Source organism: Streptomyces sp. NPDC047081 (assembly GCF_040643775.1).
Lineage (GTDB): Bacteria > Actinomycetota > Actinomycetes > Streptomycetales > Streptomycetaceae > Streptomyces.
This window is the reverse complement of the sequence record NZ_JBEYUY010000008.1, coordinates 254,162-267,910: the sequence shown is the minus strand read 5'-3', so window position 1 is coordinate 267,910 and position 13,749 is coordinate 254,162. Positions and strand designations below refer to the sequence as shown.

General features: G+C 71.3%; 9 protein-coding genes. 6 read left to right on the top strand and 3 right to left on the bottom strand.

Features of this window, described 5'->3' with window-relative positions; translation table 11 throughout:
• Positions 1–73: 73 nt before the first annotated feature.
• Entirely contained in the window at positions 74–2,800 is a 2,727-nt protein-coding gene (polA, locus tag ABZ848_RS18115; protein WP_360832571.1) for a DNA polymerase I, read from the top strand.
• A gap of 747 nt (positions 2,801–3,547) precedes the next feature.
• Positions 3,548–4,336, top strand: coding sequence for a hypothetical protein (locus ABZ848_RS18110; protein ID WP_360832568.1), 789 nt, complete (start codon positions 3,548–3,550; stop codon positions 4,334–4,336).
• Here ABZ848_RS18110 and ABZ848_RS18105 read toward each other — a convergent pair.
• A complete protein-coding gene (locus tag ABZ848_RS18105) occupies positions 4,299–5,159 on the bottom strand; it encodes a DUF4184 family protein (protein WP_360832565.1) in 861 nt (286 codons plus the stop codon). The two genes, ABZ848_RS18110 and ABZ848_RS18105, sit on opposite strands and share 38 nt — an antisense overlap.
• A 336-nt stretch (positions 5,160–5,495) precedes the next feature.
• Between ABZ848_RS18105 and ABZ848_RS18100 the strand changes: the two genes are divergently transcribed.
• From ABZ848_RS18100 to ABZ848_RS18090, 3 genes are all read left to right on the top strand, one after another.
• A complete protein-coding gene (locus ABZ848_RS18100) occupies positions 5,496–7,202 on the top strand; it encodes a lytic transglycosylase domain-containing protein (protein ID WP_360832562.1) in 1,707 nt (568 codons plus the stop codon).
• A 171-nt stretch (positions 7,203–7,373) separates the two neighbouring features.
• The gene (locus ABZ848_RS18095) at positions 7,374–7,508 is read left to right on the top strand and encodes an SPW_0924 family protein (protein WP_360832560.1); all 135 of its coding nucleotides are present in this window, start codon (positions 7,374–7,376) and stop codon (positions 7,506–7,508) included.
• Positions 7,509–7,529: 21 nt separating this feature from the next.
• The gene (locus tag ABZ848_RS18090; RefSeq protein ID WP_360832557.1) at positions 7,530–8,522 is read left to right on the top strand and encodes a DUF3068 domain-containing protein; all 993 of its coding nucleotides are present in this window, start codon (positions 7,530–7,532) and stop codon (positions 8,520–8,522) included.
• On the opposite strand, the gene hrpB is transcribed toward ABZ848_RS18090, so the two are convergent.
• Positions 8,512–10,995, bottom strand: coding sequence for an ATP-dependent helicase HrpB (gene hrpB, locus ABZ848_RS18085; protein WP_360832555.1), 2,484 nt, complete (start codon positions 10,993–10,995; stop codon positions 8,512–8,514). The genes ABZ848_RS18090 and hrpB overlap by 11 nt on opposite strands.
• 4 nt (positions 10,996–10,999) lie before the next feature.
• Positions 11,000–11,821, bottom strand: coding sequence for a class I SAM-dependent methyltransferase (locus ABZ848_RS18080; RefSeq protein WP_360832888.1), 822 nt, complete (start codon positions 11,819–11,821; stop codon positions 11,000–11,002).
• A 371-nt stretch (positions 11,822–12,192) separates the two neighbouring features.
• Here ABZ848_RS18080 and rpsA point away from each other — a divergent pair, with 371 nt between their 5' ends.
• Positions 12,193–13,689 (top strand): 30S ribosomal protein S1, encoded by a 1,497-nt coding sequence (rpsA, locus tag ABZ848_RS18075; protein ID WP_242774858.1) that lies wholly within the window; start codon positions 12,193–12,195, stop codon positions 13,687–13,689.
• Positions 13,690–13,749: the final 60 nt, after the last annotated feature.

The window sequence follows — 13,749 nt, the reverse complement described above, 5'->3', positions numbered from 1 at the left end:
CGGCGCTGACAGCCGGGGCTTCGCGGGCGACGGGCGGGCCGGATTGTCAGTGGCGCATGGCAGGATCGGGTTCGTGGCAGAGACAGCATCGAAGAAGACCGAGAACACCTCCGGCGGCAAGCGTCCGCGGCTGATGCTCATGGACGGGCATTCGCTGGCGTACCGCGCGTTCTTCGCGCTGCCCGCGGAGAACTTCACGACGGCGACGGGCCAGCCGACGAACGCGATCTACGGCTTCGCGTCGATGCTCGCCAACACCCTGCGTGACGAGGAGCCCACGCACTTCGCGGTGGCCTTCGACGTCTCCCGCAAGACCTGGCGCTCCGAGGAGTTCACGGAGTACAAGGCCAACCGCTCCAAGACCCCGGACGAGTTCAAGGGCCAGGTCGAGCTGATCGGCGAGCTCCTCGACTCGATGCACGTCTCGCGGTTCGCGGTCGACGGCTTCGAGGCGGACGACATCATCGCCACGCTCGCCACCCAGGCCGAGGCCGAGGGCTTCGAGGTGCTGATCGTCACCGGCGACCGCGACTCCTTCCAGCTGGTCTCCGAGCACACCACGGTGCTCTACCCGACGAAGGGCGTCTCCGAGCTGACCCGGTTCACCCCGGAGAAGGTCTTCGAGAAGTACGGCCTGACGCCCGCCCAGTACCCCGACTTCGCCGCCCTGCGCGGCGACCCGTCCGACAACCTCCCCGGGATCCCGGGCGTCGGCGAGAAGACCGCCGCGAAGTGGATCAACCAGTTCGGGTCCTTCGCCGACCTGGTCGAGCGCGTCGAGGAGGTCAAGGGCAAGGCCGGGCAGAACCTCCGCGACCACCTGGAGGCCGTCAAGCTCAACCGCCGCCTCACCGAGATGGTGCGCACGGTCGAGCTGCCCAAGACGGTCGCCGATCTGGAGCGCGCTCCGTACGACCGCAAGACGCTCGCGATGATCCTCGACACCCTGGAGATCCGAAACCCCTCGCTGCGCGAGCGGCTGCTGGCCGTCGACCCGGGCGCCGAGGAGGCCGAGGGCACGCCGGTCGTGGCGGACGGCGTGGAGCTGGACGGCACGGTGCTCTCCACCGGCGAGCTGGCCGGCTGGCTCAGCGAGCACGGCACCACCACTCTCGGCGTCGCCACCGTCGACACCTGGGCGCTGGGCACCGGCTCGGTCGCCGAGGTCGCCCTCGCCACCGCCGACGGACCGGCCGCCTGGTTCGACCCCTCCCAGCTGGACGAGGCCGACGAGACGGCGTTCGCGGCCTGGCTGGCCGACGAAGCCCGGCCGAAGGTCTTCCACAACGCCAAGGGCGCCATGCGGGTCTTCGCCGAGCACGGCTGGACCATCGCCGGTGTCTCCATGGACACCGCGCTCGCCGCGTACCTGGTCAAGCCGGGCCGCCGCTCCTTCGACCTGGACGCGCTGTCCCTGGAGTACCTGGGCCGCGAGCTGACGCCCGCCGCCACGGCCGACGGGCAGCTCGCGTTCGGGGCGGACGACGGCGCGGAGGCCGAGGCCCTGATGATCCAGGCCCGCACGGTGCGCGACCTGGGGGAGGCCTTCGAGAGCCGCCTGCAGGAGGTCGGCGCCGCCGACCTGCTGCGGGACATGGAGCTGCCCACCTCCGCCCTGCTGGCCCGCATGGAGCGACACGGCATCGCGGCCGACCGGGCCCACCTGGAGGCCATGGAGCAGATGTTCGCGGGCGCGGTGCAGCAGGCGGTGAAGGAAGCGCACGCGGCGGCCGGGCACGAGTTCAACCTGGGCTCGCCCAAGCAGCTCCAGGAGGTCCTCTTCAACGAGCTGGCGCTGCCGAAGACGAAGCGCACGAAGACCGGTTACACCACGGACGCGGACGCGCTGGCGTGGCTGGCGACCCAGACGGACAACGAGCTTCCGGTGATCATGCTCCGCCACCGTGAGCAGGCCAAGCTCCGCGTGACGGTGGAGGGCCTGATCAAGACGGTCGCGACCGACGGCCGTATCCACACCACCTTCAACCAGACGGTGGCCGCGACGGGACGACTGTCGTCGACGGACCCGAACCTGCAGAACATCCCGGTCCGCACGGACGAGGGCCGGGCGATCCGCCGCGGCTTCGTGGTCGGCGAGGGCTTCGAATCCCTCATGACCGCGGACTACAGCCAGATCGAACTGCGCGTGATGGCCCACCTCTCCGAGGACGAGGGCCTCATCGAGGCGTTCACCTCCGGCGAGGACCTCCACAACACGGTGGCCGCGCAGGTCTTCTCGGTCGACCGGGAGCATGTCGACGCGGAGATGCGGCGCAAGATCAAGGCGATGTCGTACGGCCTCGCGTACGGGCTGTCCGCCTTCGGTCTGTCCGGGCAGCTGAACATCGACGCGGGCGAGGCGCGGGCCCTGATGGACACGTACTTCGAGCGCTTCGGCGGGGTCCAGGACTATCTCCGCCGGGTCGTCGACGAAGCCCGCGCCACCGGCTACACGGCGACGCTTTTCGGGCGTCGCCGCTACCTCCCCGACCTCAACAGCGACAACCGCCAGCGGCGCGAGGCGGCCGAGCGGATGGCCCTCAACGCGCCCATCCAGGGCACGGCGGCGGACATCGTCAAGATCGCCATGCTGAACGTCGACAAGGCCCTGCGCGCGGCGTCCCTCACATCCCGGATGCTCCTCCAGGTCCACGACGAAATCGTCCTGGAGATCGCCCCGGGCGAGCGCGCGGCGGTGGAGGAGATCGTCCGCCGAGAAATGTCCGACGCGGTCCACCTGAGGGTCCCCCTGGGCGTCTCGGTGGGCGACGGCCCGGACTGGGAGTCGGCTGCGCACTAGCCTCCGGCGGTGGGGCGGGGGTCGCCGCTGCGGGGATGCGCAGCGGCGGGCCTGTGGGGCGGCGGCGTGGCGTGCCGGGGGCGTGGTGCCGGTCGGGCGGCCAGGGCCTTGTGGTGACACGGCGGTGGCCAGGGGTCGGCGTGGTTCCGGGGCCGTGGTTGGCAGGGTGGCCAGCGGCGATGGCTTGGCGTGGTGCCGGGTTGGTGGCGATGGCCTGGCGGTCCTGGGCCGGTGGTGCTGGGTAGGCGGGTACGGCCTGGCGGTCCTGGGCCGGTGGTGCTGGGTAGGCGGGTACGGCCTGGCGGTCCAGGTCCGGTGGTGCTGGGTAGGCGGGTACGGCCTGGCGGTCCAGGTCCGGTGGTGCTGGGCAGGCGGGTACGGGCCTTGCGTTGTGTCGGGCGCGGGGCCGGGGCCGTGTGTGGTGCTGGTTCGGCGGCGATGGCTTGGCGTCGTGCCGGTCAGTGGCGAGCGCCTGGCGGTGGCCGGGCCGGCGCGATGGTCTGGCGTGGTGTTGTGCGGTTGGGGGCTGGGCCTGCTGCCTCGGCCGCGTAGGGGCACCCACCCGTCGCCCCCAAATCCCGCCGCATCGGCGCGCAACCCCCGCGGCCCACCCCGGCGGTGCCGAGCCGCCCCAACCCCCCGCCGCCGACCGCCCCACCGCACCCTCGGCCAAGCCCCGCAGGCCCCGTCACTCACGTGGCCCTCGTCAAAGCGCCTCCCGCCCCCGCCTCCCGCAAGGATGCGGGCATGGGTATACGCATGCTCAACCGCCGTCCGGCGAGAGCGCAGGCGAGTGCCGAGTCGGCGCCCGCCGTGCCCCCCGCGCCGGTCCCGGCCTTCGCGGCCGACGCAAGCACCGCCCGCATCCCCACGGACCTGGCCACGGCCCTGCGCCGCACGGCCACCGACCTCCGCCGCACAGCCACCGCCCTCCGGCCCGGGCTGCCCCGACTGCCCTGGCGAACGGCGGCCACCGCGGCCGTCACAGCCACCGCACCCATCGAGGCCGGCGCAGCTGTCATGGCGATCTCGCCCATCGAGGGCACCGGAGCTACCGAGGCCACCTCAGCCACCGAGGCCACCTCAGCCACCCCGGGTCCCGCCGGCCCACTCGGGTCCAACGCTTCCGTCGGCCCACTCGGGTCCAGCGCCTCCGTCGGCCCACTCGGGTCCAGCGCCTCCGCCGGCCCACTGGGCTCCAACCCCTCCACTGGCCCACTGGGCTCCAACCCCTCCGCCGGCCCACCCGGCTCCAACCCCTCCGGCGACCCGCGCGGCTCCAACACCTTCGCCGACCTGCAGCGCCTCATCGGCCTCACCGACTCACCGCGCCCCGCCGCACCACCCGCCGCACCACCCGTCGCCCCAGCCGACCCGCCCGCCTGGCGTCTCTGGGCGGACCTCGGCCGTAGTTACCTCGCGGCGCTCCTCGTCCGTGCCCGTCGGTCGCGGCGTGCCCGTGGCACCGTCACCGTCTTCATCGCCACCGCCGGCACCCTCACCGGCCCTCAGGACGGCCCCGCCCGGCGGCGCTGACCGGCTCGGGAACGTCGGTGGTCGGGGCCGGGCGCCACAGTCGTACCCCCACCCCGTACAGCAGCAACCCCAGCACCAGCCCCGCGCCCGCTCCGAAGCACACCGTCGGGATCAGTTCGTACGGCTTCGCGGTGGAGCCCCAGTAGGCCCACCACCGCGTCGCCCGCTCCACCGCCGCGACCACGGCACACCCCCCGATCACGACCCCGGCCCACCACCGGTCCCGTACGGACAGCACAGGAACAGCCACCGGAGCCGGCACCTGCACTCGCCCTCGCAGCGCCCACCCGACCCACACCACGATCAACACCGCCGCCACCACCGAGCTCCCGTACTGCGCGTACCAGAACAGCGGCGAGCCGCCGAAGTCCTCTCCCAGTACCGGAAACAGGCGCACACCCCACCGGTCGTGGTGCGTGAACGCGTCCCACACCACGTGGGTCAGGGCGCCCAGTGCCGCGGAGATGTACCAGCGCGCCAGGAGCGACGGCTTTACGCGGGCCCGGGGCCTGCCGCTGTGGACGAGGGCCGCCGGGCGCGCTTGCCAGGTGCGGGGGAGCAGGGCCAGCAGGGGTTCGCGGAGCAGCAGCCACAGACCCACCAGCGCCCAGGCCACCACCACGTCGACCGTGAAGACGCCGGGGAAGGAATGCGTGACCTCGCCGAAATCCATCGCCCCGGGCACGACACTCGCCGCGTAATAGGTCATGTCGGGCGCGAAGGAACCCGCGACGAGCATGGCCGGAACCAGTCGCCCCCGGCCCGTTCCGTCGGTGCGTACGGCGGGCAGTACGGCCGCCGCATGGCTCAGGGTGAACGGCAACGGAGCTCCTCGCGCAGTGGATTGGCCGGGGGTGATCGATTCCGTCCAGTATGGGCCCCGTACGAGTGCGAACCCATGAGGCAACAGGACATGGCCAACTGGTGAAAAACGGGCGCGAACGGGTGCCCATGGAAAGGAAGTTGTCATAGGGTCGCCTGGGTCGCCCTGCCGGGGAACACGTCGAACGGAATTCGAAAGGCGTGGCGGGGCAACCGGCGTGGCGGGTCGATCGTCACAACAAGGCGAGCACACAGACGCATCGAGTACACAGACGCATACAGAGGACGCACGCAGACAGAGACGGGCGCTCGGGCGTCCACGGGAGGGGTTCACTCTATGTCGGCGCAATTCGGCAGGAGGCTGGCCAAGGGAGCGGCGACCACCGCCGTGGCGGCACTCGCGGTCGCGGCTCTGTCCGCGTCCCAGGCGCCCGGCGTCACCGTGGACGACCACGGCAGACAGTCCGCCTCCGACGCCCAGCCCACACCCGAGGCCACTGCCGACGCGGGCGCAGCCACCGGCAACTCCCCCTATTACACGGACCTCCCGCCGCTGAACAGCCCGAGCCCCTCGCCCAGCCCGAGCACGGGCACCCCGGTCGCCCAGGGAGACGCCGAGGCCGGCATCCCCGCGACCGTCCTCGACGCCTACAAGAAGGCCGAGCAGGCCATGCAGGAGGCCAAGCCCGGCTGCAACCTGCCCTGGCAGCTGCTCGCCGCCATCGGCAAGGTCGAGTCCGGCCAGGCCCGCGGCGGTCAGGTCGACGCCGACGGCACCACGATCACCCCGATCCTCGGCCCGCAGCTCGACGGCAACGGCTTCGCGCTCATCAAGGACACCGACGGCGGCAAGTACGACGGCAACAGCTCGTACGACCAGGCCGTCGGCCCGATGCAGTTCATCCCGTCCACCTGGGCCTGGGCGGGCCGCGACGGCAACGGCGACGGGGTCAAGGACCCCAACAACGTCTACGACGCCGCCCTCGCCGCCGCCCACTACCTGTGCCGCAACAACTGGGACATGTCCACCCAGTCCGGCCTCGACAGCGCGATCCTCAGCTACAACAACTCGCAGGACTACCTCAACACCGTCCTGTCGTGGCTGGAGTACTACCGCAAGGGCACCCACGAGATCCCGGACGGCACCGGCTCGGTCCCCTCGAACCGCAGCGACGACGGCCAGAAGACCACCTCCAAGCCGTCGACGAAGCCGTCCAAGAACCCGCCGAGCACCGGCTCCCCGAGCCCCAGCACCCCTGGCGGCAGCCCCAGCCCGTCCACGCCGAGCTCGCCGTCGCCCACGCCCACCGACACGGTGGACCACCTGGAGGACGCGGGCACCGCCAAGCTCACCGCGATGGCCGGGGACGCCTTCACCAAGAAGATCAGCACCAAGGCCGAGACCAAGGCTGGCAAGGCCGTCGCCAAGGTGCGCATCCGCTTCACCATCGTCGGCGACACCGACGCCACCTTCACCGGCGGCGAGACCGTCGCCACCGTCGTCACCAACAGCACTGGCACGGCCGTCGCGCCCGCGCTGCAGGCCGGCGAGAAGACCGGTGACTTCAAGGTCCGCGCGACCGTCGTGGGCCGCACGATCACCGGCCTCGACTACACGGCCACCGTCACCGAGCGCGTCGCCGACACCCTCGCCCGCACCAGCGACACCGCGCTGACCTGCACCGCGGGCGGCGAGTTCGCCGACCAGGTCGAGGTGAAGGCCACCTACAAGAGCGCCGTCGCCGACAAGGTCGCCGCCACCGCCACCCTGATCAAGTCGGCGGACGACGCGACCGAGAACGACAAGGGCCCCTACTTCAAGGACGCCGACGGCAAGACCGTACGCACCCTGACGGGTCTGACCACGGACGCGAACGGCGTGCTCACGCTGCCCAAGCTGTACGCCGACGACACCACCGGCACCTTCCTGCTCCGCATCACCACCGCGGGCGGCGCCACGCTCGACGTCCAGCTCACGGTGACGGCGGCCGCGGACTCCTCGGCCAGCCCGAGCCCGAGCCCGTCGGCGAGCGCAACCTCGTAAGAGAGAACAAGCCCCTTCACGACAGGGCGCCCGGTCCGTCACGGCGGACCGGGCGCCCTTCGTCCGTCGTGCGCGCTCCTCTGTCGTGTGCGACGTGTTCTCATCTCGCCCACCCGTTGCTACGGTGCCGGACCTGACGATGTATCAGTTCCAGTCCGTCGGGAGGCAGGCATGCGCGCCCTGATCGCCGCGGCGACCGGTCTCGCCCTCGCGTTCGCGCTCGTCCTCACCATCACCGCGATGGGGCAGCCAACCGGTAAGACGTCCCCGAAACCGCTGCTCACGACGGTGCCCGCACACCCGTAGCCGTCCGCCCGGGAGGCCGAGATGCGCCGCAAGGCCAGTCTGGTCCTGCTCGCCTTCGCCGTGTTCTTCGCGGCCCTGTCCCCGCTGCTGCGCTGGTACGCCTTCCCGCGCCTGGCCAAGATCCCGGCCAACCAGTACCAGGACATGGTCCTGGAGGCGAAGAACGCGACCCTCCTCGACTACGGCACCATGAAGGCGCGCACGGTCTCCAAGGTCACCATCGTGCAGACCCTCAAGGGCAACGTGGAGGCCGCGAAGAAGATCGAGAAGACCGCGGGCCGGGACGTCGTCGTCTGGGACGGCCTCTCCTACGTCCAGGGCCCCGACGGCAAGATGGTCTCCCGGATCCCCGAGCGCTACATCTTCGACGCCCACAGCCAGGCCCCGGTCCACGCGACCGGCGAGATGGTCGACGGCGACCCGGTGAAGCGGACCGGCATCGAGTTCAAGTGGCCCTTCCTCACGCAGAAACGGGACTACGAGTACTTCGACGCGCAGACCCGCACCACCAACCCCATCCACTACAAGGGCACCCAGGACTTCCGCGGCCTGAAGGTCTACTACTTCGAGCAGACCATCCCCTGGACCAAGGTCCCCTTCCCCAAGACCATGCCGGTCGCGGGCATCACCCCCGAGTCGGTCGCCAAGACCGGCACCACCCGCTGGTACACAACCGTCCGCAAGTTCTGGGTCGAGCCGGTCACCGGCGCCCCCGTCTACGGCGAGGAGATCCACAAGGAGGAACTGCGCGGCGGCACCCTCCTCGGCGACCGCGACAAGGTGACGGCGTTCGCCGGCCATGTGAAGATGCGCGAGGACTACATCGAGCACACGGTCGCGCTGGTCAAGTCCAACCGCACGCTGGTCCTGCTGATGACCTCGTACCTCCCCTGGGGCTTCCTGTTCCTCGGCGTCCTCCTGCTGGCCCTCTCCCTCTGGCTGGAGGCCCGAAGCCGCCGCCCGGCGGACCCGGAACCGGCCGAGTCCCAGGCGCCGGAACCGGTCATCGCCTGAGCCGCGCGTTGGTGAACCGGGTCGGCTCGGCGCTCGCCGGATCCTCCGGCCAAGGATGCTTCGGATACCGCCCCCGCAACTCGGCGCGCACGCCCTTGTAGCCGTCCTTCCAGAAGGAGGCGAGGTCGGCGGTCACGGCGGCGGGCCGCCCGGCGGGCGACAGCAGATGCACCAGCAACGGCACCCCGGCCACCGCGGGCGACTCGTGCAGCCCGAACATCTCCTGCAACTTCACGGCGAGTACGGGCTGTTCGGGATCCCCGTAGTCGATCCGGATCCTGGACCCACTGGGCACGACGATCCGCTCGGGCGCCAACTCATCGAGCCGCCCGGCTTCCCCGGAGGCCCACGGCAACAACCGCGCGAGCGCCTGCCCGGCCTCGATCCGCCCGAGGTCCGCCCGCCGCCGGGCCCGCCCCAGCTCCGGCTCCAGCCACTCGTCCACGCGCGCGTGGAGAGCATCGTCGGACACATCGGGCCATGGCTCCCCGAGGTGCAGCCGCAGAAACGCGAGCCGCTGCCGCAGCACCACGGCATCGGCCGACCACCGCAACAGGCCGAGCCCTTCCGCCCGCAGCCCTTCAAGAAGCGCATTCCGTACGAGTACGGGGTCGGCGTCCCTCAAGGGCCGCACGGCGAGCTCGATCGCCCCGAGCCGTTCCACCCGCCGCGCGACGACGTCCCCGTCGGCCCAGTGCACCTCCTGGCCCTCGGAGTGCAAGGACGCGGCGGCCCACCGGGCCACGTCCTCGTCGATCACACTCGCAAGCTGCACACGCGCGTGCCCCTTCCCGACGGGCCGATCGGCAACGGCGACGGCGATCCAAGGGGCGCCGCACAGAGGGCTGCCGTCACCGAGCTCGGCACGGGTCCCGGAGGCCATGAGATAGGACCCGCCGTCGGCTTTGGCGACCCGCTCGGGAAAGGCGAGGGCGGCGACGAGCCCGATGGAGCGATCGTCGGCTGTGTTCTGTGTCGCGGATGCGGCTTCGTCGTTTGCCCGGAGCCTGCGAACCTCCGCACGCCACCGTCCCGCATACGCGTCGCCCCCACGCCGAGCAGCCCGCAAAGCAGCGGCCAGATCGTCGCCGTACTCCCGCGGCGCCTCCTCCGACAGCAGGGCAACCACCTCGGCCCCCTCACCGGAGGTGTCCAGCAGCGCCCGCCCCAACCGCGGATGCAGCCCCAGCCGGGCCAGCCGCAGCCCCCGTTCCGTGGTCCGGCCGACGGAGTCCACCGCGCCGATCGCCGTCAGCACCGCCCGCGCCGCCGCCATCGCCCCGCCCGGCGGCGGGTCCAGCAGTGCCAGCCCGGAGGCGTCCGGATCGCCCCAGCAAGCCGTCTGGAGGGCGAACGCCGTCAGGTCGGCCACCTTTATCTCCGGCGCCGGAAAGCGCGGCAGACGGGCGTCCTCGGCCTCCGCCCAGCAGCGGTACACCGCCCCCGGCGCCTCACGCCCGGCCCGCCCCGCCCGCTGCCGCCCGGCCGCCTGCGAGGCCCGTACCGTCGTCAGCGCGCTCAGCCCGCGCGCGTGGTCGACGCGCGGCTCCCGGGCCAGCCCGGAGTCGACGACCACCCGCACACCCGGCACCGTCAGCGAGGACTCCGCAACCGAGGTGGCCAGGACGACCCGGCGCCGCTCACCAGGAGTCAGCACCGCGTCCTGCACGGCGGCGGGAGCGCGCCCGTGCACCTGGAGCACGTCCAGGCCGTCCAGGCCCCCCAACTGCCCGGCCACGTGCGCGATCTCGCCCATCCCGGGCAGGAAGCACAGCACGTCCCCGTCCCGCTCGGCCAGCGCCCGCCGAACCGTCGACGCCACGTGGGTGAGGAGCGCGGGGTCCACGCGCATGCCGTGCGGCGGACGTACCGGACGGGCCGGCGGCGACCACACCACCTCCACCGGATACGCGGCCCCCTCCGCCTCGACCACCGGCGCCCCGCCCAGCAGCCGGGCCCAGCCGTCCGCGTCCGTGGTCGCCGACGCCGCCACCAGCCGCAGTTCCGGGCGCAGCGTCTCCCGTACGTCCCACAGGAAGGCGGCCGTCGTGTCCGCGTCCAGGTGGCGTTCGTGGCACTCGTCCAGGACGACCACGTCGACGCCGGTCAGCTCCTGGTCGCGCTGGAGCCGCTGCAGCAGCACACCGGTCGTGACGACCTCCACGCGCGCGTGCCGACCGACGACCCGTTCGCCGCGCACGGTGTAGCCGACGCTCGCGCCGACCTTCTCGCCCAGCAGCCACGCCATCCGCCGGGCCGCGGCACGGGCGGCGATACGGCGGGGTTCGGCCACGACCACGCGCCGCGCCGGGCCCTTCCCGAGCAGTCCGGCCAGCTCCAGCGGCACCAGCGTCGTCTTGCCGGTGCCCGGAGGCGCCACGAGGACCGCGGTGCCGTGCGCCTCCAGAGCGTCGTCCAGGGCGGGCAGGGCGCCGCGTACGGGCAGCGCGTCCAGGGCGTCGTAACGGATCACATGCTCAGTCTCGTACGCAGACGAAGATGGCCGTCCCCGGGATCAGGTTCCCGCGCAGCGGTGACCAGCCGCCCCACTCCGAGGTGTTCCAGACCGGCCACTCCGGCTCGACCAGGTCGACCAGACGGAAGCCTGCCGCCACGACGTCCCGGACGCGGTCGCCGACCGTCCTGTGGTGTTCGACGTAGACCGCGCGGCCCTGCTCGTCCTGCTCGACGTACGGCGTGCGGTCGAAGTAGGAGGCCGAGACGCTCAGGCCCTCGGGGCCCGGCTCGTCCGGGAAGGCCCAGCGGATCGGATGGGTCACCGAGAAGACGAAGCGGCCGCCGGGGCGCAGCACCCGCCGCACCTCGCGCAGGACCTGGACCGGGTCGGCTACGAAGGGCAGCGCGCCGTACGCCGAGCAGGCCAGGTCGAAGGAGGCGTCCGCGAAGGGGAGGGCGCCGGCGTCGGCGCAGACCAGGGGGAACGTTCCGCCGATGCGCAGGGCGTGCTGGAGCTGGCGGTGGGAGATGTCCAGGGCGACCGGGTGGGCGCCCTGCGCGGTCAGCCAGCGCGAGCACTGGGCCGCGCCGGCGCCGATCTCCAGGACCGCCCGGCCCTTGAGGTCCTCGGGCGGGCCGAGCAGCTCGGCCTCCACCTCGTCGAGGCCCTCGGGACCCCACACGAAGCGGTCGTCGCCGAGGAACGTGCCGTGCTCGACCTGGTACTCGTCCGCGTTCCGGTCCCACCAGCCGCGGTTGGCCCGGGCGCTCTCGGTGACGTCGGCCTGGCGTCGGGTGGCCTCCGGCTCGAAGTCGGGCTCGGAGGAAACGGGCTCTTGGATGATCGGCTCCCTCGTCGTACTCTTCCCTCCAACCCGACGCCCACGGGGGTGTCACGGAAGGGGTGTCTCAGGCCTGCGTGGCCTCCAGAGACAGTTCTTGTGCCGGGTATGCGGCGATCCGCCCCGGGTGTGCGCCTTCGCGCATTGACCCTGTCCGGCTGCCCCCGTATGCTACAAGTTGCGCTGCGGGCCTGCGCACCTCAGACGTAGCAGGCTGCGCTCGCATCTGTTGTATGTCCCCTCGGTTCTCGAGGCGCCACCAGTGGTTTTGTGTGGCGCTTCCTTGGCTGTCCGGCTTCTTCAGAGCGAAACGGGCTCCCGGCGTAAGCAGTACCTACGACTTCAATGTCCGTACCGGAGCCCTTTCCCACATGACGAGCAGCACCGAGACCACCGCCACCACCCCGCAGGTAGCGGTCAACGACATCGGTAACGAGGAAGCCTTCCTCGCCGCGATCGACGAGACGATCAAGTACTTCAACGACGGCGACATCGTCGACGGCGTCATCGTGAAGGTCGACCGGGACGAGGTCCTGCTCGACATCGGTTACAAGACCGAAGGTGTCATCCCGAGCCGCGAGCTCTCGATCAAGCACGACGTCGACCCGAACGAGGTCGTCGCCGTCGGTGACGAGATCGAGGCCCTGGTCCTCCAGAAGGAGGACAAGGAAGGCCGCCTGATCCTCTCGAAGAAGCGCGCCCAGTACGAGCGTGCCTGGGGCACCATCGAGAAGATCAAGGAAGAGGACGGCATCGTCACCGGTACCGTCATCGAGGTCGTCAAGGGTGGTCTCATCCTCGACATCGGCCTCCGTGGCTTCCTCCCGGCCTCCCTGGTCGAGATGCGCCGCGTCCGCGACCTCCAGCCCTACGTGGGCAAGGAGCTCGAGGCGAAGATCATCGAGCTGGACAAGAACCGCAACAACGTGGTCCTGTCCCGCCGTGCCTGGCTGGAGCAGACCCAGTCCGAGGTCCGCCAGACGTTCCTCACGACCCTCCAGAAGGGTCAGGTCCGCTCCGGTGTGGTCTCCTCGATCGTCAACTTCGGTGCCTTCGTGGACCTGGGTGGCGTCGACGGTCTGGTCCACGTCTCCGAGCTGTCCTGGAAGCACATCGACCACCCCTCCGAGGTTGTCGAGGTCGGCCAGGAAGTCACCGTCGAGGTCCTCGACGTCGACATGGACCGCGAGCGCGTCTCCCTGTCGCTGAAGGCGACCCAGGAAGACCCGTGGCAGCAGTTCGCCCGCACGCACCAGATCGGCCAGGTCGTGCCCGGCAAGGTCACGAAGCTGGTTCCGTTCGGTGCGTTCGTCCGCGTGGACGAGGGCATCGAGGGTCTGGTCCACATCTCCGAGCTGGCCGAGCGCCACGTGGAGATCCCGGAGCAGGTCGTCCAGGTCAACGACGAGATCTTCGTCAAGGTCATCGACATCGACCTCGAGCGTCGCCGGATCTCGCTGTCCCTGAAGCAGGCCAACGAGTCCTTCGGTGCCGACCCGGCCTCGGTCGAGTTCGACCCGACGCTGTACGGCATGGCCGCGTCGTACGACGACCAGGGCAACTACATCTACCCCGAGGGCTTCGACCCCGAGACCAACGACTGGCTCGAGGGCTACGAGACCCAGCGCGAGGCGTGGGAGACCCAGTACGCCGAGGCGCAGCAGCGCTTCGAGCAGCACCAGCAGCAGGTCATCAAGAGCCGCGAGGCCGACGCTGCCGCTGCCGCCGAGGGCGGCGACGCCGCCGGTGCGGCTCCGGCCGCGGGTGGCGGTTCGTACTCCTCCGAGGGTGCGGACACCTCCGGTGCGCTGGCCTCCGACGAGGCGCTTGCCGCGCTGCGCGAGAAGCTGGCCGGCGGCCAGAGCTGATCGCTGAGCGTTAGTTCTTGAACTGAGGGCCCGTTCCCCTTCGGGGGGACGGGCCCTCGG